This window comes from Corallococcus sp. AB011P (assembly GCF_003611605.1).
Classification (GTDB): Bacteria; Myxococcota; Myxococcia; order Myxococcales; family Myxococcaceae; genus Corallococcus; species Corallococcus coralloides.
Genome location: NZ_RAVX01000010.1, coordinates 100,669 through 122,688, shown reverse-complemented (window position 1 = coordinate 122,688; position 22,020 = coordinate 100,669). Strand labels below are relative to the sequence as shown.

The window sequence follows — 22,020 nt, the reverse complement described above, 5'->3', positions numbered from 1 at the left end:
TCCTGAAGTCACAGACGCCGGAGTCCCCTCTGTACGGGGCTCCGGCGTCTCCTTTTTCCTGCGTGGACAAGCCGGGCCCGCGCTGGTCACAGTGGGGGACCGCCCTTCGGCTGTCCGGAGGGGGCCTTCAGGAGGAGTGGCGCCGTGAGAGACCTGTTGATGATTCCCGGGCCGGTGGACGTGGACGCGGACGTGTTGCAGGCGCTGTCCGGGCCGGTGCCGGGCCACCTGGACGCGGGCTTCATCGCCACCTTCGGCCGGGCCCTCAAGCGCCTGCGCGAGGTGTCGCTCGCCCCCGGCGCGCAGCCCTTCGTCGTCTCCGGCAGCGGCACCCTGGCCATGGAGCTCGCCGTGGCCAACCTCATCGAGCCCGGCGACCGCGCGCTGGTGGTGAACACCGGCTACTTCAGCGACCGCATGGCGCACATCCTGGAACGCCACGGCGCCAAGGTGACGCACGTGCGCGCGGCCAGCGTGGGCAGCGCCCCGGAGGTGGCCCAGGTGGAGGCGGAGCTGCGCGGCGGCGGCTTCAAGCTGATGACCGTCACCCACGTGGACACCTCCACCGCGGTGCTCGCGCCGGTGGAGCCGCTGGTGAAGGCCGCGCGCCAGTACGGCGTCCTGGCCGTGGTGGACGGCGTGTGCGCCACCGCCGGTGAAGCCTTCCACCAGGACGCGTGGGACGCGGACGTGTACCTCACCGCCAGCCAGAAGGCGGTGGGTGTGCCGCCGGGCCTGGCGCTCCTGACGGTGAGCCCCCGCGCGCTCGCCGCGTGGAAGGCGCGCAAGGCGCCCGTCGCCAGCGTGTACGCGGACTGGGCGGAGTGGCTTCCGGTGATGGAGGCCTACGAAGCCGGCAAGCCCGCCTACTTCGCCACCCCGCCCACGTCCCTGGTGTGCGCGCTGGACGTCAGCCTGGGACAGATTCTGGCGGAGGGCATGGAGGCCCGCTTCGAGCGCCACCGCCGCATGGCCAAAGCCTTCCGCGCCGCCTGGAGCGCGCTGGGCCTGCGGCTCGTCCCCACCTCGGAGGCCGTGGCCGCCAACACCCTGAGCGCCGTGTATTACCCGGACGGCGTGGACGCGTCGCTCGTGGGCCGCGTGAAGGCGCAGGGGGTGGCCATCGCCGGCGGCCTCCACCCGGAAATCAAGACGCGCTACTTCCGCGTGGGCCACATGAACCGCGTCAGCCCCGGGGACGTGCTCGTCACCGTGGGCGCCATCGAGCGCGCCCTCCACGCCGCCGGCCACCGCGCCGCCGCCGCCGGGACCGCCGTCGCGGCCGCACAGGCCGCCCTCTCCGGGTGATACCCGGAGTGTGGTGCCCAGCCCCCACCGATTTCTCAGGGTCCAAGAAAGCCCGTCCGCACTCCCATTAGATTTGTGTAAGCTGGCAGATAATGACAGGTACTTCCTGTGTTCCAGGGAATTCTTGTCGTTCTGGTGGAATTGTGTGATTGGGCTGCACGGTGTGAGCGGGGCGTGGGCCCCGGCACCTGTGAGGGGGAAGGGCTGCGCTGGCGGATGGACCCACGAAACGGGGGGACCGATTCCAGCGCCTGAAGTGGAAGTGGAGGTCGGTATGGATCGCGGACCGGTGGAAGGTTCGATGAGGGCGGCGGGCTGGGCGGAGGAGTTCGCGGCATGGCACCTGACGGAACGGTGCCTGGCCGCGACCCCGGAAGACGGGGCGCGCGGGATGTTCTTCCAGGGCGTGGTGGGCGTGGTGAACTTCCTCCAGGGCGAGGAAGCCGGAGCGAAGTGCCTGGCGTCGTCCGGGCTGACGGAGCTGAACGCCGCGGAGCTGTACCCGGTGACGCGCTTCCTGGAGATGACCGCCGAGGTGACGCGGGTCCTGCGCCCGCAGCTGGGCGACTGGGAGCAGGCGCTGCGCTACATCGGGACGCAGGCCACGGTGGACTTCCTGGCCTCCATGTTCGGCCGGGACCTGATGCAAACCGCCGCCGGCAACCCCTGGCGGATGCTCCAGCACATGGCCGAGGGCTACCGCGCCGCGGTGAGCTACGGCGAGCGCAGCGTGCTCTGGACGGGCGACCACAGCGCCCGCTTCGTGATGCGCCGGGACTTCATGCCCGCGCCGTACCACGAGGGCGTGCTCCAGGCGGCCCTGGAGGCCGTGGGCGCCCAGGACATCCAGGTGCACGGGCGGCAGCTGTCGCTGCTGGATACCGAGTACGACGTTTCCTGGTAATCCAGGGCTGTTGCGCCCCCGTGGCGTGGGTCCTTGTCGTGGGACGTTCACCAGCCAGCGCTCGGTGCTGAACGTCCGCCATTTCTCCCGCTGGCATGACAGGGAGGGCCACTAGCATGTGGTGAAAGAGGCCCACACCCCACGGGAGGAGCAACGCGAATGGATGCAGCACGAGGCTCCCGGCCGCAGGGGCGTTGTCAGGCCCCGGGGCTGATGGGCGGAGCCCGGGCATGACGCCCTTCCGGCTGTTGCTCGTGGAGGACAGCGTCAACGACGCGGCGCTGGTGACGGCGGCGCTGGAGCAGGCGGGCTACCTGCCCACGGCCCGGCGCGTGGAGACGTTGGAGGCGCTGAAGGACGCGCTGGCCACCGGGCCCTGGGACCTGGTGCTGTGTGACTACCGGCTGCCGCGCTTCACCGCGCTGGACGTGCTGTCGCTTTTGCACGCGCAGGGGCGGGACGTGCCCCTCATCGTCCTGTCCAGCCAGCTGAGCGAGGACCAGGCCGTCACGCTGATGAAGGCGGGCGCGCGCGACTGCTTCTCCAAGGACCGGATGGCCCGGCTGGGCCCGGCGGTGGCGCGCGAGTTGGATGAGACGCGCGTGCGGCGCGAGCGCGCGCGTGCGGACGTGGACCGCGACATCCTGGCCAAGGCCAGCGAACTGCTCACCGCGTCCCTGGAGCAGGCGGCGCGGTTGGATCAGCTGGTGCAGCTGATGGTGCCCCGGGTGGCGGACTGGTGCGCCTTCTTCCTCCAGGACCCGGACCAGGGCGGCCTGCGGCTGGTGGCGCTGGCGCACCCGGACGCGGCGCGGCGCGCCCACGCCTGGAAGCTGGACCAGCGCTTCCCGCTGGACCCCCAGGCCGCCGCGGGCCCCGCGCACGTGCTGCGCACCGGCCAGCCGGAGTTCATGCCGGACGTGCGCCAGCGCCCGGAGCCCATCACCAAGGACGTGGCCCACCAGCGCGCCATCGACGGGCTGGGGCTGCGCTCGGTGGTGAACGTGGCCCTGCCCGGCAACGATGGCCGGCTGGGCGTGCTGTCCATGGGCACGCTGGGTGAGCGCACGCTGGCGCCGGTGGACCTGGCGCTGGCTCAGGAGCTGGCGCGCAGGACGGGGCTGGTGCTGGAGAACGCGCGGCTCTTCCAGGAGGCGCGCGAGGCGGTGCGCCTGCGCGACGAATTCCTCACCGTGGCCGCGCACGAGCTGCGCACCCCGCTCACCACGCTGCGGCTGCAGCTGGGAACGCTGTTGCAGCGCTCGGAGGCGCACAGGCTGGAGCCGGACGTGGTGACACGCCTGGAGCGCAGCGTGCGCCAGGTGCGCCGGCTGGGCACGCTGGTGGAGGGCCTGCTGGACGTGTCGCAGCTGGCGAGCGGCGAGCTGTCGCTGATGCCCGAGCGCTTCGACCTGGAGGAGCTGGTCTCCGAGGTGCTGGAGCGCTACCAGGCGGAGGCCCGCGCGGCCGGGTGCGAGCTGCGCCAGTCTCCCCGCCGGGGACTCTGGGGGACGTGGGACCGGCTCCGGGTGGACCAGGCGGTGGCGGCGTTGATATCCAACGCGCTCAAGTTCGGTCCGGGACGGCCGGTGGAGGTGGACGTGGGGCGGGACGGGCGCTTCGCGCGCATCCAGGTGCGCGACCGGGGCATCGGCGTGCCCGTGGACCAGGTGGAGCGCATCTTCGAGCGCTTCGGCCGCGCGGTCAGCTCGCATTCGTATGGAGGCCTGGGCCTGGGGCTCTACCTCGCCCGCCGCGCCGCGGAGGCGCACGGCGGACGGGCCTGGGCGGAGCCCGCCGCGGAAGAGGGCGCGCGCTTCACGCTGGAGCTGCCGCTGGAGAAGGAGATGCGCGAGTGAGTCGGCCGGTGTTGGTGGTGGATGACGACACGGACCTGCGGGAGGCGCTGGAGGAGGTCCTGCGCGACGCGGGCTACACCGTGTTCGGTGCGGGCAACGGCCTGCAGGCGCTGGAGGTGCTCCGCCGGGAACCGGTGCCGCCGTCGCTGGTCCTGCTGGACATGATGATGCCGGTGATGGACGGCGCGACCTTCGGCCGCCAGATGCGCCAGGTGGAGGCGTGGCAGGACATCCCCGTGCTCGTCTTCTCCGCCTCCGCCAACGCGCGCCAGGTCGCGGAGGAGATGGGCGCCTGCGGCTACCTGCGCAAGCCGGTGGACGTGGAGACGCTGCTCAAGGCCGTGGCGGCCAACAAGGTCCCCGAAGCCGTCTGATACTCCGGGTGTGTCTTCTCGCGCGGGCGGTCCTGCTCGTGTGCGTTGACGCTGCGCGCAGGCCCCTGGTAAGTGCTCCCTTAACACTTTCCCAGCGAGACCTGTCAGATGAACCCCCACATGCTCGCCCAGCTCCTGGTCCAGCTCATCGTCATCATCGCGGTGTCCCGGCTGATTGGCCGGGGTGCTCGCTGGCTGGGGCAGCCCCTGGTCATCGCGGAGGTGGTGGCGGGCATCGCGTTGGGCCCGTCGCTTCTGGGCTGGCTGGCGCCGGACGCCATGCGCTGGCTGTTCCCGCCGGAGTCCATGCCGTTCCTGAAGATGCTGGCCGAGGTGGGCCTGGTGCTCTTCATGTTCCTCATCGGCCTGGAGCTGGACCCCAAGCTGTTGAAGGGGCGGGGGCACGCGTCGGTGGCCATCAGCCACTCCAGCATCATCGTCCCGTTCGCCCTGGGCGCGGCGGCGGGCGCGCTGTGGCTGTACAAGTCGCTGTCCAGCCCGGACGTGCCGTTCTCCTCGTTCGTGCTGTTCATGGGCGTGTCCATGAGCATCACGGCCTTCCCGGTGCTGGCGCGCATCCTCTCGGAGCGCGGGCTGATGCAGTCGAAGCTGGGCGCCATCGCCATCGCGTGCGCGGCGGTGGACGACGTGACGGCGTGGTGCATCCTGGCGTTCGTGGTGTCGCTGGTGCGCGCGTCGGACCTGGCGCACGCGGGGCTCACCACGCTGTTCGCGCTGCTCTACATCGCCTTCATGCTGCTGCTGGTGAAGCCGTTCCTCGCCCGGCTGGGCGCGCGTGTGGCCAACCGCGAGGGGCTCACCCAGAACGTGGTGGCCATCACCCTGGTGCTGCTGCTCAGCTCCGCGTGGACCACCGAGTACATCGGCATCCACTCGCTCTTCGGCGCCTTCATGTTCGGCGCGGTGATTCCCAAGGAGGGCGGGCTGGCGGCGGCGCTGGCGGAGAAGCTGGAGGACGTGGCCGTCGTGCTGCTGCTGCCCGTGTTCTTTGCCTTCAGCGGCCTGCGCACGCAGCTGGGCCTGCTGGCCACTCCGGAGGCGTGGCTCACCTGCGGCGTCATCATCGTCCTGGCGTGCCTGGGCAAGTTCGGCGGCAGCGCGGTGGCCGCGCGCCTCACGGGCCTGCGGTGGCGGGAGGCGGGCGCCATCGGCATCCTGATGAACACGCGCGGCCTGATGGAGCTCATCGTGCTCAACCTGGGCCTGGACCTGGGCGTCATCTCGCCCACGCTCTTCACGATGATGGTCATCATGGCGCTGGTCACGACCTTCATGACCACGCCGTTCCTGCGCCTGCTGTATTCGCCGGAGGAGCAGGCGCGTGACCAGCTGCTGCACGCGCCGGAGCCGTCGCTGCCCCCGTCCGCGTACACGGTGCTGCTGTGCGTGTCGCACGGGCAGGCTGGCCCGGGCATGGCGGTGCTGTCGCGCGCGCTGTCGGGCGAGCGCAACGAGGCGAACCTCTACGCGCTGCACCTCTTGTCCCCGGAACGCTCGCTGAAGGCCCGCGGGGAGGAGGCGCTGGACCCGTCCGCCGCGTCCGGTGGAGCGCTGGCGCCCCTGGTGGGCCGCGCGGAGAAGCTGGGGCTGTCCGTGCGCACGCTGTCGTTCGTGTCGTCCGAACCCGCGCGGGACATCTGCCGCACGGCGCAGGCCAAGCGCGCGGACCTGGTGCTGCTGGGCTGGCACAAGCCGCTCTTCAGCCAGACGGTGCTGGGTGGCACGGTGCACGAGGTCATGCAGGAGGCGGGCGGCACGGTGGCGGTGCTGGTGGACCGCGGCCTGTCGCAGGTGCGCCGGGTGCTGGTGCCCTTCGTGGGCAGCCGGCATGACCGGGCGGCGCTGGGGCTGGCGCGGCGGCTGGTGAAGCAGGCCGGCGCGGAGGTGACGGTGCTGCACGTGACCTCTCCGGAAGGCTCGGGCGCGGGCCGCGCGCAGGTGGAGGAGCTGTTCCCCGCGGACGAAGGCGCCTCCGTGAAGCTCAAGGTGGTGCGCCACGCGTCGCCGGAAGAGGCAGCGCTGGAAGAAGCGAAGGCGGGTTACGACCTCGTGGTGGTGGGTCTGGCGGCTGAATGGGGCCTGGAAGACCGGTTGTTCGGCGTGCAGCGCGAGCGAATCGTGCGCGACGCGCCCGCCTCGCTGCTGCTCGTGCGTCACCCGGAGGGGGCGACGGTGCTGGCCCAGCCCCCGGAGCAGGCCCGGACGCAGGGGACGCCCCCGGAGACGACGCAGCCGCTGGGCGCGCGGAGCTGAGCGCCATGCACCTGGGAGCCACACTCCGCCTGCTGCGAGTGGACGCGGGCCTGTCCCTGCGCGACCTGGCGCGGCGCATCGGCGTGTCCAGCGCGTACCTGAGCCGCGTGGAGAACGGCGTGGACGCGCCGCCCACGCAGGAGCGGCTGACGGCCATTGCCCGGGAGCTGGATGTGCCCCCGGGGCTGCTCATGGACGTGGCCAACCGGGTGAGCCCGTACGTGGCGGGCTACCTGGAGGACGTGCCCGCGGCGGGGACGCTGATGCTGGACATCGCGCGCCGCAAGCTCACCGGCGCGCAGCTGGCGCGCGTGCGGGCCTTCCTGGACGCGGAGTTCCCCCTGCGCGAGGTGCGCGGCAACGACCCCGTGCCCCCGCTGGCGCCGCTCCTGAGCCCGGAGCGGGTGGTGGTGCAGCTCTCCTGCGGGGACTACGAGGACGCGCTCGACGTGGCGGCCGGGCGGCTGGCGGCGGCCCTGCCCGGCATGGACGCGGCGGTGCTCGCGGAGGGCCTGCGCCGGCGCGAGGGCGAGGCCCCGACCCAGGTGGGCAACGGCGTGGCGGTGCCGCACGCGTTCGTGCCCGGCGCGCCTCCGGTGGCGGCGCTGGTGACGCTGGCCCGGCCCCTGAAGGCGGACGCGCCGGACGGCCAGCCCCTGCGGCTGGTGGTGGCGCTGGTGGACGGCCACGTGGGCCGCGCGCGGCTGATGCGGCTGGCGCACGTGGCCAGGCTCGCCGGGCGCGGACTGGCGGACCGGCTCCTGGGCGTGGAGGAGCCCCAGCGGGTGCTGGAGACGCTGGAGGAGCTGGAAGCGCTGCGCTGACGCCAGGCGCCCCGCGCTTTTCAGCGCGCCTTCAGGGCCCTTGGGGCACCCAGTGCTCCCAGGGGCCCAGGTCGCGGTAGCCCAGGTGCCGGTACACGCGGAGGCCCGCCGGGGTGGACTGGAGCACCGTCGCGGTGCACCCGCGCTTGCGGGCCTCGGAGATGATTCCGCGCATCACCGCCGACGCGAGCCCCAGCCCCCGGGCCTCCGGGTGGGTGGCCACCAGGTACACGCCCGCCGTGTCCGCCACATCCACCGCCAGCCCGCAGGACAGCGCCCGGCCGTGCTCGCGCGCCACCACGGTGTGCACCGGCAGACGGGGCGGCAGCTGCCACATGGAGAGGATATCCCGCCACTCCGCGCCGTAGGTCTGGACGTTGATCTCCACCAGGTCGTCCATGTCGTTCACGGGCTCCACCGGCACCCCGGGCGCCGCGTCCGGCAGCTCCTTCAGCCAGGCCCCCATGGCCACCACGGTGAAGTCCGGCCGGTAGCCCGCGGCGCCCAGCACCCGCGCAGCGTCTCGCTGCCCCGGCGTCAGGGTGACGCGCCAGCGTGACAGCCCATGCCCCCGGTAGAAGTCCGTGACGGCCGGCAGCGCGGCCGCCAGCGCGTCCGCGTCCGTGAAGAGGACCTGCTGGAAGTGCGCGTCCTGGTAGTTGGGCAGCGCGAACGCGTCCACTCCGGGGAGGCGCAGGTGGCGCAGCGGGCCGCGCTCGGCTTGCAGGCGTTTGAAGGCGATGATGTTGGTGTGCAGGCGCAGGGTGAGTTCGGCATCCGTCATGCGTGCCGGCAGCCTATGCGCGGGGACGACGGCCAAAGAACAGCCCCAGAGGAAAGGACGCGCACACCGTGCGCCAGGGGGTTAGGTTTCCATCCCTTCTGGGCCCGCCACCATGACCCCGCGCTTCTTCTCGTTCGATCCACGTCCCACCCGAATCTCCCTCATCCTGGGCGCGTGCCTCCTGGCGGTCCTCACCGCCTGGGCCCTGGCGGACTACCGGGGCGGCGGGGGGCTGGTCGCCATGGCGCGGGCCGGCATCAGCGCGGGCCTGATGCTGACCTTCCTCGTCTCCGTCCACCGCCTGCGCCCTCGCGCCGCGTGGGGCATCACCCTGGACGCCGCGGGCGTGCGGGTGGCCCGGCCCTTCAGCGGACAGCCGCTGGAGTTGCACTGGGGACAGATTGATTCCGTGCGCCGGGTCGGCCGCAAAGGGAGCGTGCTGGGCCTGTTCCTCAAGGAGGAGGGAAGGGTGCTCGTCACGCGACATCTTTTCGCCCGCAAGGCTGTTTATGAAGAGTTGCTCGCGGCGCTGGAGGACCGCCTCCCGCCCTCGCGTTTCGACGCCTGATTCATGAATCTTTCCGCAGCCTTGCGTGGGCTCCCGGAGCTTGTCCGGGATGCCCGGTGGTGGTAGGCACAACGGGCTTGAGCCCTGTCGCAACGGCAGCCTTTCCCAAGGACACGCTTCACATGGAAAAGACCCCCGCTACCGGTGTCGCGCCGGCCGCGCCGCCCGCCGATTATGGGACGGACGCCATCACCAAGCTCGAAGGGCTGGAGGCCGTCCGCAAGCGCCCCGGCATGTACATCGGCGACACGATGACCTACGGGCTCCACAAGCTCGTCTACGAGGTCGTCGACAACTCGGTGGACGAGGCCCTGGCCGGGCACTGCACGGACATCGACGTGGTCATCCACGTGGACGGCTCGCTCAGCGTCCAGGACAACGGCCGCGGCATCCCTGTGGGCCCGCACCCCGACCCCAAGTTCAAGGGCAAGGACACGCTGGAAGTGGTGCTCACGGAGCTGCACGCCGGCAGCAAGTTCGGCAACGGCGCGTACAAGGTGTCCGGCGGCCTGCACGGCGTGGGCGTCACCTGCGTGAACTTCCTGTCGGAGTGGTTCAAGGTCCGCGTCCAGCGCGCCGGCAAGGTCTACGAGCAGTCGTACGCGCGCGGCGTGTCCAACGGTTCGCCCCAGGAAGTGGGCACCACGGACAAGGTCGGCACGACCATCCACTTCAAGCCGGACTCCATGGTGATGGAGACGGTGGACTTCAACTTCGAGACGCTCAGCCAGCGCCTGCGTGAGCTCGCGTTCCTCAACGCGGGCCTGCACATCACCATCCGCGACGAGCGCACCCAGAAGGAGCACGACTTCAAGTTCGACGGCGGCATCTCCTCCTTCGTGGAGTACCTCAACAAGGCGAAGGAAGCGCTGCACGACAAGCCCGTCTACATCAAGTCGGAGCGCGAGGGCGTGTCGCTGGAAATCGCCATGCAGTGGAACGATGGCTACGACGAGCGCATCTTCACCTTCGCCAACAACATCAACACCCACGAGGGTGGCAGCCACCTGTCCGGCTTCAAGGCCGCGCTCACGCGCACGCTCAACAGCTACGCGGAGAAGGGCAGTCTCTGGAAGGACCTGAAGGAGACGCCCACGGGTGAAGACGCGCGTGAAGGCCTCTCCGCGGTCATCTCCGTGAAGCTCTCCAACCCCCAGTTCGAGGGCCAGACGAAGACGAAGCTGGGCAACAGCGAGGTGAAGGGCCTGGTCGAGCAGATGGTGAATGATCAGCTCGCCTCCTTCCTGGAGGAGAACCCGCCGCTCGCCAAGAAGGTCGTGGTGAAGATTGGCGACGCGTGCCGCGCCCGCCTCGCCGCGCGCAAGGCCCGTGAGACGGTGCGCCGCAAGGGCGTGCTGGACGGCGGCGGTCTGCCCGGAAAGCTCGCGGACTGTCAGAGCCGCGACCCGCACGAGAGCGAGCTGTACATCGTGGAGGGTGACTCCGCAGGTGGCTCCGCGAAGCAGGGCCGGGACCGGCGCAACCAGGCCATCCTCCCGCTGCGCGGCAAGATTCTGAACGTGGAGAAGGCGCGCTTCGAGAAGATGCTGACCAGCGCCGAAATCGTCACGCTCATCACCGCGCTGGGCACGGGCATCGGTGCGGAGGACTACGACCCGGAGAAGGCGCGCTACCACCGCATCATCCTGATGACGGACGCAGACGTGGACGGCAGCCACATCCGCACGCTGCTGCTCACGTTCTTCTACCGGCAGATGCGCGAGCTCATCGACCGGGGCTACGTCTACATCGCGCAGCCGCCGCTCTACAAAGTCACGCGCAACAAGAAGGACAGCTACGTCAAGGACGAGCGCGCCCTCAACGAGTACCTGCTGCGCATCGCCGCGGAGCACTGCCGGGTGAAGACGCCGGCCGGTGAGCTGGGCGGCAGCGACTTCAAGGCGCTGCTGGAGAAGGTCATCACCTACGAGGAGCGGCTGGAGAAGCAGGCCAAGCGCCGCGACGCGCGCATCGTGGACGCGCTGGTGCAGGCCACCCGCCTGCGCTCGGAGACGCTCGCGGACGGGGCCGCGGTGGAGGCGGAGATCGTCACCATGCGCGAGTACTGCCAGCGGCGCATGCCGGACGTGATGGGCCGGCTGTCCACGCGGCTGGAGCAGGACGCGGAGCACCAGGAGGCAAAACGGCTGGTGGTGACGACGGACGTGAACGGCTCCATGCGCGAGTCCGTCTTCGACCAGGCCTACCTGTCCTCGCCGGAGTACCTGGAGCTCGTCGCCCTGCGCGAAGCGTTCGACTCGCTGGGCAAGACGCCCTACCTCGTCCAGGTGGACGCGGGCGAGGTGTCGGCGTTCTCCGTGCAGGAGGTGCTGGCCGCGGTCCGCAAGGACGCGCAGAAGGGCCTGGGCCTGCAGCGCTACAAGGGTCTGGGCGAGATGAACCCGGAGCAGCTCTGGGAGACGACCATGGACCCCACCCGCCGCACGCTGCTCCAGGTGCGGGTGGAGGACATGGTGGAGAGCGACGAGATCTTCTCCCTGCTCATGGGTGAAGCGGTGGAGCCGCGCCGCGAGTTCATCGAGCGCAACGCGCTGGACGTGCAGAACCTGGACATCTGAGGTTCGCTGTCCGCGGTGCCTGAATCACCACGCCGGGCCCATGGGAGAAAGACCCGTGGGCCCGGTGCCGTTTTCCGGCTCCGCGCCCACGTGCCCTTCCCATCCTTTTCGAGCCGGGCCGCGGAAGTGACGCACGGCGGCCCCCGTGAGCCCTTACGGAAGGAACCTGGCGACCAGTGACCAGCGCGAGGACGCCCCCGCGCGCATGTTGAGGATGGCGGTGATGCCGATGACGCCCGCCATGGCGGCGAGGTTCGCGATGCCGCCCGCGTCCAGCGCCCGCATCGTCTTCGCGGCCTTCTCCGGCGTGCCCACGGTGGGCGTGAGGCCCGACTCCACGGGGACGGCGCCCTCGGGGGCCTGCTTCGCCAGGTACGCCCCGCCGAAGATGTTGGCCGCGCCCAGCGCCACGGTGGCGCCCAGCAGCACGTCCTTCGCGATGACCAGCCCGCGCGTGGTGCGGTCGATCTCCCGGCCCGTCAGGTGCGAGCGGCCCACCAGCCAGGTGATGGCCGCCAGGCCCACGGACGCGGCGTTGACGATGTTGAAGCCGTTCCACGCGGCGTTCACCACCTGCCCGCGCTCCGCCTGGGAACCAATCACCTTCACGGCGGGGTTGAGCGCCACCTTGCCGAAGAGCGAACCGCCGAACCCCACGGCGAGCCCCAGGTTGTGCAGCACCAGACCGGTGGAGGACAGGACAGGCATCATGGACGGACTCCAGAAGAGAAGAAGTGGATGTCCGTGAGGGTAGGCACTGCCCTTGCGCGCGGGAGCAGCGCGTCAGGGTGGCACTGGGAGTGGAGCCAACGCCCGTCTGCTGGACGTGCTCCCGGGCGGGGGCCCGGGTGTCCGCCCGCTAGCGCTCGGAGCGCTTGGCGCCGCGCAGCGCCTCCGCGCGTTCCTTGCGGGACATGTTCGTCACGTCGACGATGTCGAAGTCGAGCGCGCCCTGGTTGTCCCCCAGCTGCAGGTCGGGGAAGAGGCAGCTCAGGTCCTGTACGCCGGACACCTGGTAGCGCTTGCCCGTCTCGAAGAGGCGGTGCGTGCTTCGCACGGACTCGGCCTTGGGGCCCTTCTCCACGCACAGCACCGTGTGCACGCGGCCATTGGGGCCGGAGCGGACCTCCGCGAAGTCGTCGCGCACGGTGAAGGCATAGGTGGACTTGGGGTTGAGTCCGCGCAGCAGCATCTGGTGCTGGGGCTTCACGTTCAGGGCGTTCTTCTCCGGCTCGAACAGCACGGAGCGGGGCGGGATGTACGCGGACTGCCGCAGGTGCACGCGGATGGAGCCGCGGTTGTCTTCGGGGCCGGTGTCGTCCAGGGCGAAGAAGTGGAGCTTCTTCGCGCCCTTGATGGTGCGTGGCGCGCTGCTCACGAAGCCCACGGTGTTGTCCGCCGGCAGGTCGCCTTCCGCGTAGTAGACGAGCGTGCCGGACGCGGTGCCGTCGCCTTCCGCGAACGCCGCGCTGCCCTCGGTCCACACGGAGTAGGCGGCGCCGGGCGACACGTCGATGGTGGCCGTGGGGTACTCCGGCAGCGGCAGCGCGTTGTACCTGGGGCGCAGCACCAGCAGGCGCGTGGGGTAGTCCATGCGCCGCATCTCGCGGTCCTTGTCGTTGGCCAGCGGGTCGGCGTCGGAGCTGGCGGCCCCGGCGGAGTCGACGGACCCGGTCCCCGCGTCCGTGGAGGCCAGGCCTCCGTCCCCATCCAGGGAGGTGCCCGCGTCGCCGCCAGGGACAACGGCGGCGGCGACAGCGCCCGTGCCCGCGTCAGGGGCCGGGGCGCCCGCGTCGAGCGTGGTGGAGGTGGGAATCTCCGACGCCATCTGGGTGGTGCCGGGCGCCACCTCCAGCTCCGCCTTGAGGTGGACCTCCTGCTGGTTGGGCGTGAAGCGCCGCGTCCAGGCGCGGTAGCCCGGCTTGGTGACGACGATGGTGTGGGACGTCCGTTGATCCGCGCCGATGATGCGGCTGGGCGTGTTCCCCACCGGCCGGCCGTTGACGACGACGGAGGCCCCCTCCGGCTTGGAGGTGATCCACAGGACGACGGGCTCGTTGGAGACCTCGCCCTCCTCGGACGGGGACAGGAAGTGGATGAGCAGGCCGATGACGAGCAGCACGCCGGTGATGCCGAACACGGCCATGCTCAGCTGGCGCACCTGCTTCGTGCGCTTGCCCTCGCGCTCGGCGGCCTCGGCGGCCAGCTTCTCGCGCGCGTCGTCCGCGGTGGTGCGGGCGCGGGGGGCCTCCTTCTCGTCCGGCTCGGACGCTTCGGGAGACTCCCGCGGCTCCGTCGCGATGGCCGTCTCCACCGGCGTGTCATGCGGCGCGGCCAGCGTGGGCAGCGCCCGCGGCATCGCCGTGGGCTCCGTGCCCCCGTCGGTGTCCGGCTCGGGCTGAAGCTCGGGAGGCAGGGGGCGGCGGCCGGTGCTGGTGTTCTCGCGGGTGCCCCCTGGCGTCGTCACGCGGCGCACGCCGGTGCTGCTCCTGCGCACGGCGGTGGCCTGGGTGGCCGAGCGGCGCGGGGTGCCATCCGTCGAGGGGCGCAGGCCGGGGGTGCTGCCGGACGCGCGCACGCCGGGGCTGGAGGGCCGCGCCACGCCCGGGCTGGACGGGCGGGCCACGCCGGGGCTGGAAGCCCGGCCGTTGCTGGACGGCATCCGCGCGCGGCCCTGGGACGGCTCCGACGACGGCGACTGCCACGCGGCCAGCTGCTCCTTGAAGCCGGGCGGCAGCTCCACCTTGCGTCCCTCGGCGGCCAGCTCCTCCGCGAAGAGGTACGTCATGAGCTGGCTCAGCATCGTGGGCGTGAAGCGCGGCGTGTCCCGGTAGAGCAGCTCCACCGCGGACTCGCTCAGGTCCTTCGCCGTCTGGTAGCGGGCCTCGCGGTCCACCGCCATGGCGTGCGCGACGATGGTCTCCAGGTCCTCGCCGATGCCCGGGTTGACGGCGGACGGGGGCAGGCAGTCGCCGGTGATGATGCGGGGCAGCACGGTGACGAACTCGCCCTCGAAGGGGCGCCGGCCGCAGAGCATCTCGTAGAGGACGACGCCCGCCGCGTACACGTCCGTGCGCGCGTCCAGGTCCTGCCGGCCCTGCGCCTGCTCCGGGGAGAAGTACGGGTACTTGCCCTTGAGCGTGCCCGGAGACGTCCTGGCCTCCACGGCGCTCGTGGCCTTGGCGATGCCGAAGTCGATGACCTTGACCTCGCCCTCGTAGGAGATGAGGACGTTGTCCGGGGACACGTCGCGGTGGACCAGGCCCAGCAGCTGGCCGTCCTCGCCCACGTGGCGGTGCGCGTAGTCCAGGCCCTCGCACAGCTTGCTGGCGATGTGCAGCGCCAGGGGCTGCGGGAGGAACCCGACGCCCGCGCGCGACGCGCGCCGCAGCACCTTCGACAGGGGCTGGCCGTGCACCAGCTCCATGGCGATGAAGTACTGCCCGTCCACCTCACCGAAGTCGAAGATCTGCGCGATGTTCCCGTGCGTCAGGCCCGCCACGAGGCGCGCCTCGCTGATGAACATCTCCACGAAGTCGTGGTCGTCCACGAAGTGCGGGAGGATCTGCTTGATGACGCAGGGCTTGGTGACGCCCATCGCGCCCGTCATACGCGCGCGGTAGGTGACCGCCATGCCCCCCGCGGCAAGCTTGGAGATCAGGACGTACTTGCCGAATTGCTGGGGACTGGGTTCTGCCACGGGCGGGGAGGCGGGGCCGGGTTTGGGGAAGCCCCAGCATACTCGCCTTCCACCGAAAGTCCCGACCACGCTCGCATGGCATGCGAAGATTTCGCTCCGGGTGCTGTCCGGGCAGCAGCGGGCATCCTGGTGGGTCGGAACGGCCCTCGGGAGTGACGCGATGTCCCAGGTGGGTGGATGGGGGGGGCGTGAGGCGGACTGTTGCGCCGGTTCACACTTCTTCACGCTGCTTCGTTCAGCGCATTCCGGGGGCGGGGTTATCACCTGCGCCATTCCGGGCTTCGGGCCGGGGTGGGAGGGGTGGAAGGCCGCTCCCAGGGAAGCGAGACGACGGTCATGGGGCATGGGCGCCCGGTGTGGAGTGCGCGAGCCACCTTCGTGGTGGTGCTGGGGCTTTGGCTGGCCTCGGGGCCCGCGCGGGCGCAGGACGGCGGCGGCTGGCGGTCCGCCTTCGAGCTGCTGGCGAGCGGTCCCGAGCTGGGCGGGAGTGACATCCCCCGGGACGTGCCGAAGCGCCGGGGTTCGGACGCGTCGGTGGTGCCGCCGGAGGTGATGGCCCGGGTGCTGACGGAGGAGGGGCCCCGGCCGGTGCCCACGGCGTCCGCGGCGGAGTCCGGTCCGGTGGTGGCGCCGGAGCAGGGCGCGCCGGAAGGAGGCCGGGTGTCGGAGCCCCGCGTGCGCCTGACGGAGGACGCGCCGAGGCCGCCGTTCAAGGTGCTGCCGGTGGCGGTCGCGGTGGTGCCGGGGTTGCTGCTGCACGGGCTGGGGGCGTGGTCGGCGGGGGACTCCGTGACGGCGAGGGGGCTGTTCGCGGCGGAGGCGACGGGGCTGGGGTTGATCGCCGCGGGGCTGGTGCCCATCGCGTTGACGGGTGCGTCGCGCAAGACCATCGGGCCGCTGTACGCGGTGACGTTGACGGGGGCGGGGGTGTTCTCGCTGTCGATGCTGGCGAACCTGTACGCGGTGACGTCGCCTGCGTTCGACCCGGGGCGGGTGCCGGACACGCTGCCGCCGCTGGAGCTGGACCTGGGCTACCAGTACGTGCACGACGCGACGGCGGACTACCGGAACTTCTTCGCGCTGGGCGCGGTGGCGCGCCTGTCGAAGGTGCGGCTCCAGGCGTCCGCGCGGCTGGCGCCGGACGAGGGCAACACGTTGATCCGCGCCGGCGCGGCGTACCGGCTGTGGGGCGCGCCGGAGCGGACGCCGGGGTTGGGGGACGGGACGTCGTTGGACGTGGAGGGCATCGCGACCTACCACCGCTACCCGACGGAGGGCTTCACGCTGGGAGGCGGGGAGGTGGGGCTCAAGGGGCGCTACGCGATGGAGCGCTTCGGGCCGCGCTTCGCGGGCTCGTTCGTGGAGGGCGGCGTGGGACTGTCCGCGCAGGCCTACAGCTATCCGGGGCGCGTGGACGACGACAACCTGTACGGCCAGCTGCTCTACACGTTCGGCTACGGCGTGTGGCTGGGGCGGGGCGGGCCGCTGAGGGGCGAGGCGGTGCTCTTCTACGACCACCGCAAGGACGGGCTGGTGGGAGGGCTGCGGGGCCGGGGCGGCGGGATGATCGGGTCGTTCGGTCTGAAGGGGCGCGTGCTGGTGACGGAGCGCTGGGGCGTGGCGGCGGAGGCGCAGGCGGGTGGCGCGCTGATGGGGCGGCTGTCGCTGGTGTACGCGGTGGGAGGTGACACGTGAGCGGTGGACTTCGTGCACTGGGCGCGCTGGGTCTGACGGCGGCGCTGCTGACCACGGGCTGCATGCGCCCCAGCGAGGACCGCGCGGTGCGGGACACGCGCGTGGGGAAGGCGGAGGCGGACGCGCTGACGGTGGAGGTGGAGGGTGGGCTCGCGTCGGTGCGGACGCTGGCGTCGGGGACGCTGGAGCTGTGGGGTCAGGCGCCGGTGTTCACCACGCGAGTCACCGCGGGCGCGGACGCGCGGACGGACTGGCTGTTCATGGTGCACAACGCGATGCCGGACGCGGTGCTGGACGCCGTGGACGAAGCGGGCACGCCGCTGACGGTGGTTGCGATGCCGGACGCGCACCCGACGGTGAAGGCATGGCGCGTGGCCCTGCGGCCGGGGACGACGGCGCGGCTGACGGTGGCGCCGCCGGACTGGGACACGCGCGAGCCGTTCCGGTTCGCGGCGCTGGCGGACGTGCAGGAGGCGCTGTCGAAGGTGGGGGACATCTACGCGAAGCTGAACCAGGACCCCACGCTGCGCTTCATCTTCTTCGCGGGGGACCTGACGGAGTACGGGACGCGAGAGCAACTGGAGGAGTTCCAGCAGCGGCTGGAGGCGGACTCGCGCATCCCGCTGTACGCCACGCTGGGCAACCACGAGACCTTCACGGACGACGCGCGTGAGTACCAGCGGCTGGTGGGCCGGGGCAGCCAGCACTTCACCTTCCATGGCGTGCACTTCAGCCTGGTGGATTCCGGCAGCAGCACGGTGGATCCGATGGTGGAGGAGGCGCTGGACGGCTGGCTGGAGGAGGCGCGCGACGCGGTGCACGTGGTGGCGATGCACATCCCGCCGTTGGATCCGGTGGGTGTCCGGGGTGGAGGCTTCGCGGTGCGCAACGAGGCGGCGGGGCTGGTGGGGAAGATGGCGCGGGCGGGGGTGGACCTGACGCTGTACGGCCACATCCACTCCTACTATTCGTTCTCGAACGCGGGCATCCCGGCGTACATCTCCGGAGGGGGCGGGGCGATTCCGGAGCGTTTCGACGGGGTGGGCCGGCACTACCTGGCGGTGGACGTGGATCCGTCGGCGGGGGTGCGAGAGGTGGGGCTGGTGCGGGTGGATTGATCAGCACCGGCCTTGACGGTGGCTGCGGGGCCGACTTTCCGGCCTGTTAGAAGACCCCCTTGAAAGGGCACTGAACATCTGGGCAGATAGGCGCCGTCCAACGACGCCTTGTGAGGAGGCCTGTCCATGTTCGAAACCCCCGAGAACGATTCCATCTCCCCCGCGCTGCGCGCGCTGCTCGAGCTGTTCGCCACGGACCTGGCGGACGTGAAGTTCCCGGACGTGGACACCGCGGTGCTGGGAGAGTCCGCGGCGCACGTGCGTGAGAAGGCGGAGGCGGTGGCCAGGGTGCAGGCGGCGCTGGACGCGGCGAGGCAGGAGCTGAACGAGAGCCAGGAGTCGCTGCTCCAGAAGGGCCAGCGTGCGCTGGCGTACGCGAAGGTGTTCGCGGAGGACGACGCGGAGCTGGGAGCGAAGCTGGAGGCCATCCACCTGCCGCGTCCGGTGCGCAAGGGTGGCCAGGCCCAGGTGGAGCCGGTGGGCGCGGCGCCGGGCAACGACGACAACGCCCCGCGCCGCCGCGGCCGTCCCCCCAAGCTGCGCCCGGTGGCCAACCTCTTCACGGACGGCGGCAACGGCGCGGACGGCGGGCAGGACGAGGCGGCGGCGAGCCTTCAGTCGTAGCCGGTCCCCTGGCCTCCGGCCCGGCGCTCCTGCGAGGGAGTGTCGGGCCGTGTTGTTTTCGGCGGGGTGCTGAACTGGGGTGGAGCCTCGAAGTTGAAGTAAGGAGGCAGCCATGATGCCGAAGGCGGAGGCCCAGGATGCTTGAGCGGTTGGAGATGGAGGGCGTGGGCCCCAGCCCGCGCCTCTCGTTCGAGTTCGCTCCGCGCCTCAACTTGCTGACCGGCGACAACGGGCTGGGCAAGACGTTCGTGCTGGAGCTGGCGTGGTGGGCGCTGACGCGGCACTGGGATGACGCCCCCTCGCTACGTAGGGCCGACTGGAAAGGCCGGTCCTTTATCGCGGCTGACATCCGGGGCGTGAACAGTCGGACTCACATCCATCACGAACTCGGAGCGCAGGATGTGCAGATATTCGTTCCTCCCGAGAACGGGTTGACCGTCTACGCACGGGTCGACGGGAGCTTTTCCCTCTGGGATCGGATCCGGAATGGACGACGGGACGGGCACTCCCTGGTGCCCAGCCTGCCTGCTTACGACTTCACGCCTGACGAACTCTGGAATCGCTTGGAGAAAGACGGGCGGACGCTCTGCAACGGTCTGATCCATGACTGGGTGGCATGGCAGATCAAGAACGCAGAGCCCTTTCAGCGGTTGAAGAAAGTCTTGGCGGCACTCTCGCCAGGAGCACATGAGCCGCTTGTTCCAGGCGAGCCAACGCGCATCAGCATCGATGACGTTCGGGATATTCCCACCCTTCAGATGCCCTATGGAGTCGTGCCGCTCACGCATGCCTCCGCCGCGGTGAAGCGCATTGTCGGACTCGCATATTTGTTGGTCTGGGCATGGGAAGAGCACGTCCGCGCAGCGGAGTTCCGCAATGAACCCGTGACGGACCACATCGTGCTGCTCGTCGACGAGCTGGAGTCCCATCTCCATCCTCGGTGGCAGCGGCTCATTCTTCCCTCCTTGCTCGAAGTCGTCCGCGCGCTTCGCGAGGACGTGAAGGTCCAGGTGATTGCCGTCACGCACTCACCCCTGGTCCTGGCCTCCGCCGAGCCCCTGTTCGATGAGGCGCAGGATGCGCTCTTCATGTTCGACCTGGTGGACCGGGAGGTTCAGGCGACGAAGGCGGAGTGGCGTCCACGCGGAGACGCCAACGCTTGGCTCACCTCTGAAGTGTTCGACTTGAAGGAACCCCGCTCCGTGGAGGCCGAGCAGGCCATCACGGCGGCGAAGGCCGCGCTCAAGGACCCGAACCTCCCCATCGAAGAGGTCCGCCGCATCCACAACGCGCTCTACCGGGTGCTCCGCGACACGGACCCCTTCTGGCCACGATGGCTTGCGCGCGCGGAGGCCGCGGGCATCGACCCATGATCCACGTCGCCCCGCAGCCAGAGCCCGCGGACTTCGATGCCCGGGTTCGTCAGAAGGGACAGGAAGACCTCCAGGGCACGGACGAACTTCGTCCCCACTGGAGGCATTGCAGCCTCCAGCTTTGGGCCGCCTACAGGGGCGTCTGCGCCTATTCGTGCCTGTACATCCCGCGTGGAACCGGTGCCCTCACCGTGGACCACCTGCTGCCCAAGTCGAAGCAGCGTGCACTGGCCTACGAGTGGAGCAACTACCGGCTGGCCTGCAGCCGGATGAACGCGCGCAAGAACGCCTTCGAGGACGTGCTCGACCCGTTCGAAGTGCAGGACGGCTGGTTCGCACTCGACTTGTCCACGTTGCAGGTCACTCCTGGCGCGGGGCTGCCAGCGCAGGTCCAGCAGCGAGTCCAGGACACCATCGATCGCCTCGACCTCAACGACGATGAGTTCATCACCGCGAGGACGGCGTACTACGACAGCTATCGGGATGGGGACCTGGCCTTCCGGCACCTGCGGAAGCACTTCCCCTTCCTGGCCAAGGAACTCGTCCGACAGGGACTGGTCCAGCCGTAAAAAAGAAGACCGCGTGCCCCCGTACGGCGTTCCGGGAGCACGCGGTCCATGTTCACCGAAGGGCTAGTTCTTCGGGAACGAAGTCCAGCCGGACAGCCAGTTGGTCGTGCCCACCGCGCCGACGAAGCGCGCGCTGGTGTCGAAGCCCGCGCCCGGCGTGGCCGCGTTGTCCGGGTTCAGCGCCGGGGAGCCCGTCGCCGGGGTGAAGTTCGGGGCGTCCAGGTTCGTCGCCGCCGTCAGCTGCGCGTCCACGACCTTGTTGTTCAGGCCCGTGGCCAGCACCTTCTCCGCCTCCGCGAACTTGCTCGCGTCCGGATCCGTCACCGCGCCCGACGCGTCCTTCTTCGGGTTCGGCGCGTTCGGGATGGAGACGGAGTCACCCTTGTTGTTCCAGAAGAGCGCGTTCTGGATGGAGAGCTCCGGGGTGGCCGCGTTCCACAGTGCCGCGGAGGCCGTGCCGTCCACGTCGACCGCCTTGTCCGCGAAGTTCGCCACGATGACGTTGCGCAGCAGACCGCCCGCGCCCGTGTTGAACACCAGGCCCTCCTGCGCCGGCGTCGTGCCCGCCGCACGGCCGGAGCCGATGAACGTCGCGTTCCAGATCTCCGGCACCGTGTGCGGCTGCGCGCCGTTGTCGTTCTTGTTGCCGGACGCCTCGATGGCGCGGTTGCCCACGATGGCGTTCTGCTGCACCACCAGGAACTGCACCTTGCCGCGCCAGCCCAGGTCGTAGTCCAGGCCGTCGTCGTCCGGCTGGCTGATGACGATGTGCTTCAGGCCCGCAGTGCCGCCGAACATCTCCACGCCGTCGTCCGCGCCCTTGTGCACCTGCACGTAGTCGATGTCCGTCGCGGTGCCGCACGCGCCCGTCGTCAGGCCGTTGAGCTCGTTGTCCTCGGCCAGCTCGTAGCCCGCGAACTCGATGCGCGCGTACTTCAGCTTGCCGCAGTCGTGCGCGTCGTCGGGGTTGCTGGCGCTGCCGTACTTCGTGCGCGTGTCGCCGCTGGTGGCGAAGAAGCCCTCGATGGTGTTCTCGCCGCCGGCCACGTTGATGGACGCCTTGCCCAGGAGCACCACGCCGCCCCAGTCACCGGCCTCGCGCGAGCCCACCGCCTTCGAGCTGGTGAAGACGATGGGCTTCTCCGCCGTGCCCACCGCGTTCAGCTTCGCTTCGCGGGTGATGACCAGCGCGCTGCCCATGTCGCCCTTGACGGTGACGCCCGGCTCGATGGTGAGCGTGCCGCTCTCCACGAACACGTAGTCCTTCAGGGTGTACGTCGTGCCGGCCTTCCAGGTCGTGTCGCCCTGGATGCTGCCCTTCACGTCCTGCTCGGTGGCCTGCGGGTCACCGCCGTCCGGGTTGCCGTTGTTCTTGTCGTCGTCGTCGCCGCAGCCGGAGAGCAGCGCGAGGCTGGAGAGAGTGAGGACGGAGGCAAAGAGGCTCTTCATGTCGGTGCGTCCTTTCAG

General features: G+C 70.6%; 17 protein-coding genes. 13 read left to right on the top strand and 4 right to left on the bottom strand.

Annotated elements, in window-relative coordinates; genetic code table 11:
* Positions 1 to 144 precede the first annotated feature (144 nt).
* From D7X30_RS24505 to D7X30_RS24480, 6 genes are all read left to right on the top strand, one after another.
* The gene (locus tag D7X30_RS24505) at positions 145 to 1,308 is read left to right on the top strand and encodes an alanine--glyoxylate aminotransferase family protein (RefSeq protein ID WP_120565376.1); all 1,164 of its coding nucleotides are present in this window, start codon (positions 145 to 147) and stop codon (positions 1,306 to 1,308) included.
* Positions 1,309 to 1,582: 274 nt separating this feature from the next.
* Entirely contained in the window at positions 1,583 to 2,212 is a 630-nt protein-coding gene (locus D7X30_RS24500; protein ID WP_120565375.1) for a DUF2378 family protein, read from the top strand.
* Between the two features lie 230 nt (positions 2,213 to 2,442).
* Positions 2,443 to 4,071 (top strand): ATP-binding protein, encoded by a 1,629-nt coding sequence (locus D7X30_RS24495; RefSeq protein ID WP_233591757.1) that lies wholly within the window; start codon positions 2,443 to 2,445, stop codon positions 4,069 to 4,071.
* On the top strand, positions 4,068 to 4,445 hold the full coding sequence (locus D7X30_RS24490; RefSeq protein ID WP_120565373.1) for a response regulator: 378 nt from the start codon (positions 4,068 to 4,070) through the stop codon (positions 4,443 to 4,445). The genes D7X30_RS24495 and D7X30_RS24490 overlap by 4 nt, the downstream gene beginning before the upstream one ends.
* Positions 4,446 to 4,553: 108 nt before the next feature.
* On the top strand, positions 4,554 to 6,719 hold the full coding sequence (locus D7X30_RS24485; RefSeq protein WP_120565372.1) for a cation:proton antiporter: 2,166 nt from the start codon (positions 4,554 to 4,556) through the stop codon (positions 6,717 to 6,719).
* Positions 6,720 to 6,724: 5 nt separating this feature from the next.
* Positions 6,725 to 7,543: a helix-turn-helix domain-containing protein gene (locus D7X30_RS24480; RefSeq protein ID WP_120565371.1), complete on the top strand. Its 819-nt coding sequence runs from the start codon at positions 6,725 to 6,727 to the stop codon at positions 7,541 to 7,543.
* Positions 7,544 to 7,574: 31 nt separating this feature from the next.
* On the opposite strand, the gene D7X30_RS24475 is transcribed toward D7X30_RS24480, so the two are convergent.
* Entirely contained in the window at positions 7,575 to 8,327 is a 753-nt protein-coding gene (locus D7X30_RS24475; RefSeq protein ID WP_120565370.1) for a GNAT family N-acetyltransferase, read from the bottom strand.
* A 112-nt stretch (positions 8,328 to 8,439) separates the two neighbouring features.
* On the opposite strand from D7X30_RS24475, the gene D7X30_RS24470 reads away from it, so the two are divergent.
* Together D7X30_RS24470 and gyrB are read left to right on the top strand one after the other, a co-directional pair.
* Positions 8,440 to 8,895: a hypothetical protein gene (locus D7X30_RS24470; protein ID WP_120565369.1), complete on the top strand. Its 456-nt coding sequence runs from the start codon at positions 8,440 to 8,442 to the stop codon at positions 8,893 to 8,895.
* Positions 8,896 to 9,017: 122 nt separating this feature from the next.
* Entirely contained in the window at positions 9,018 to 11,474 is a 2,457-nt protein-coding gene (gene gyrB, locus D7X30_RS24465; protein ID WP_120565368.1) for a DNA topoisomerase (ATP-hydrolyzing) subunit B, read from the top strand.
* Positions 11,475 to 11,627: 153 nt separating this feature from the next.
* On the opposite strand, the gene D7X30_RS24460 is transcribed toward gyrB, so the two are convergent.
* Positions 11,628 to 12,185 carry a hypothetical protein gene (locus D7X30_RS24460; RefSeq protein ID WP_120565367.1) on the bottom strand — a complete coding sequence of 186 codons (558 nt, stop codon included), beginning with the start codon at positions 12,183 to 12,185 and terminating at the stop codon, positions 11,628 to 11,630.
* 148 nt (positions 12,186 to 12,333) lie between these two features.
* Positions 12,334 to 15,174 carry a serine/threonine-protein kinase gene (locus D7X30_RS24455; protein ID WP_120565366.1) on the bottom strand — a complete coding sequence of 947 codons (2,841 nt, stop codon included), beginning with the start codon at positions 15,172 to 15,174 and terminating at the stop codon, positions 12,334 to 12,336.
* Between the two features lie 336 nt (positions 15,175 to 15,510).
* Here D7X30_RS24455 and D7X30_RS43645 point away from each other — a divergent pair, with 336 nt between their 5' ends.
* From D7X30_RS43645 to D7X30_RS24430, 5 genes are all read left to right on the top strand, one after another.
* Positions 15,511 to 16,869, top strand: a complete 1,359-nt coding sequence (locus tag D7X30_RS43645; RefSeq protein ID WP_120565365.1) for a hypothetical protein — start codon at positions 15,511 to 15,513, stop codon at positions 16,867 to 16,869.
* On the top strand, positions 16,866 to 17,987 hold the full coding sequence (locus D7X30_RS24445) for a metallophosphoesterase (RefSeq protein WP_304984713.1): 1,122 nt from the start codon (positions 16,866 to 16,868) through the stop codon (positions 17,985 to 17,987). Before D7X30_RS43645 ends, D7X30_RS24445 begins: the two co-directional genes overlap by 4 nt.
* Positions 17,988 to 18,113: 126 nt before the next feature.
* Positions 18,114 to 18,611: a hypothetical protein gene (locus tag D7X30_RS24440; protein WP_120565364.1), complete on the top strand. Its 498-nt coding sequence runs from the start codon at positions 18,114 to 18,116 to the stop codon at positions 18,609 to 18,611.
* A gap of 137 nt (positions 18,612 to 18,748) precedes the next feature.
* The gene (locus D7X30_RS24435) at positions 18,749 to 19,984 is read left to right on the top strand and encodes an AAA family ATPase (RefSeq protein ID WP_120565363.1); all 1,236 of its coding nucleotides are present in this window, start codon (positions 18,749 to 18,751) and stop codon (positions 19,982 to 19,984) included.
* Complete coding sequence (locus D7X30_RS24430) at positions 19,981 to 20,553, top strand: hypothetical protein (RefSeq protein ID WP_120565362.1); 573 nt, start codon at positions 19,981 to 19,983, stop codon at positions 20,551 to 20,553. Before D7X30_RS24435 ends, D7X30_RS24430 begins: the two co-directional genes overlap by 4 nt.
* Before the next feature lie 63 nt (positions 20,554 to 20,616).
* Here the strand turns inward: D7X30_RS24430 and D7X30_RS24425 are convergent, their stop codons facing one another.
* A complete protein-coding gene (locus D7X30_RS24425; RefSeq protein ID WP_120565361.1) occupies positions 20,617 to 22,002 on the bottom strand; it encodes a hypothetical protein in 1,386 nt (461 codons plus the stop codon).
* Positions 22,003 to 22,020: the final 18 nt, after the last annotated feature.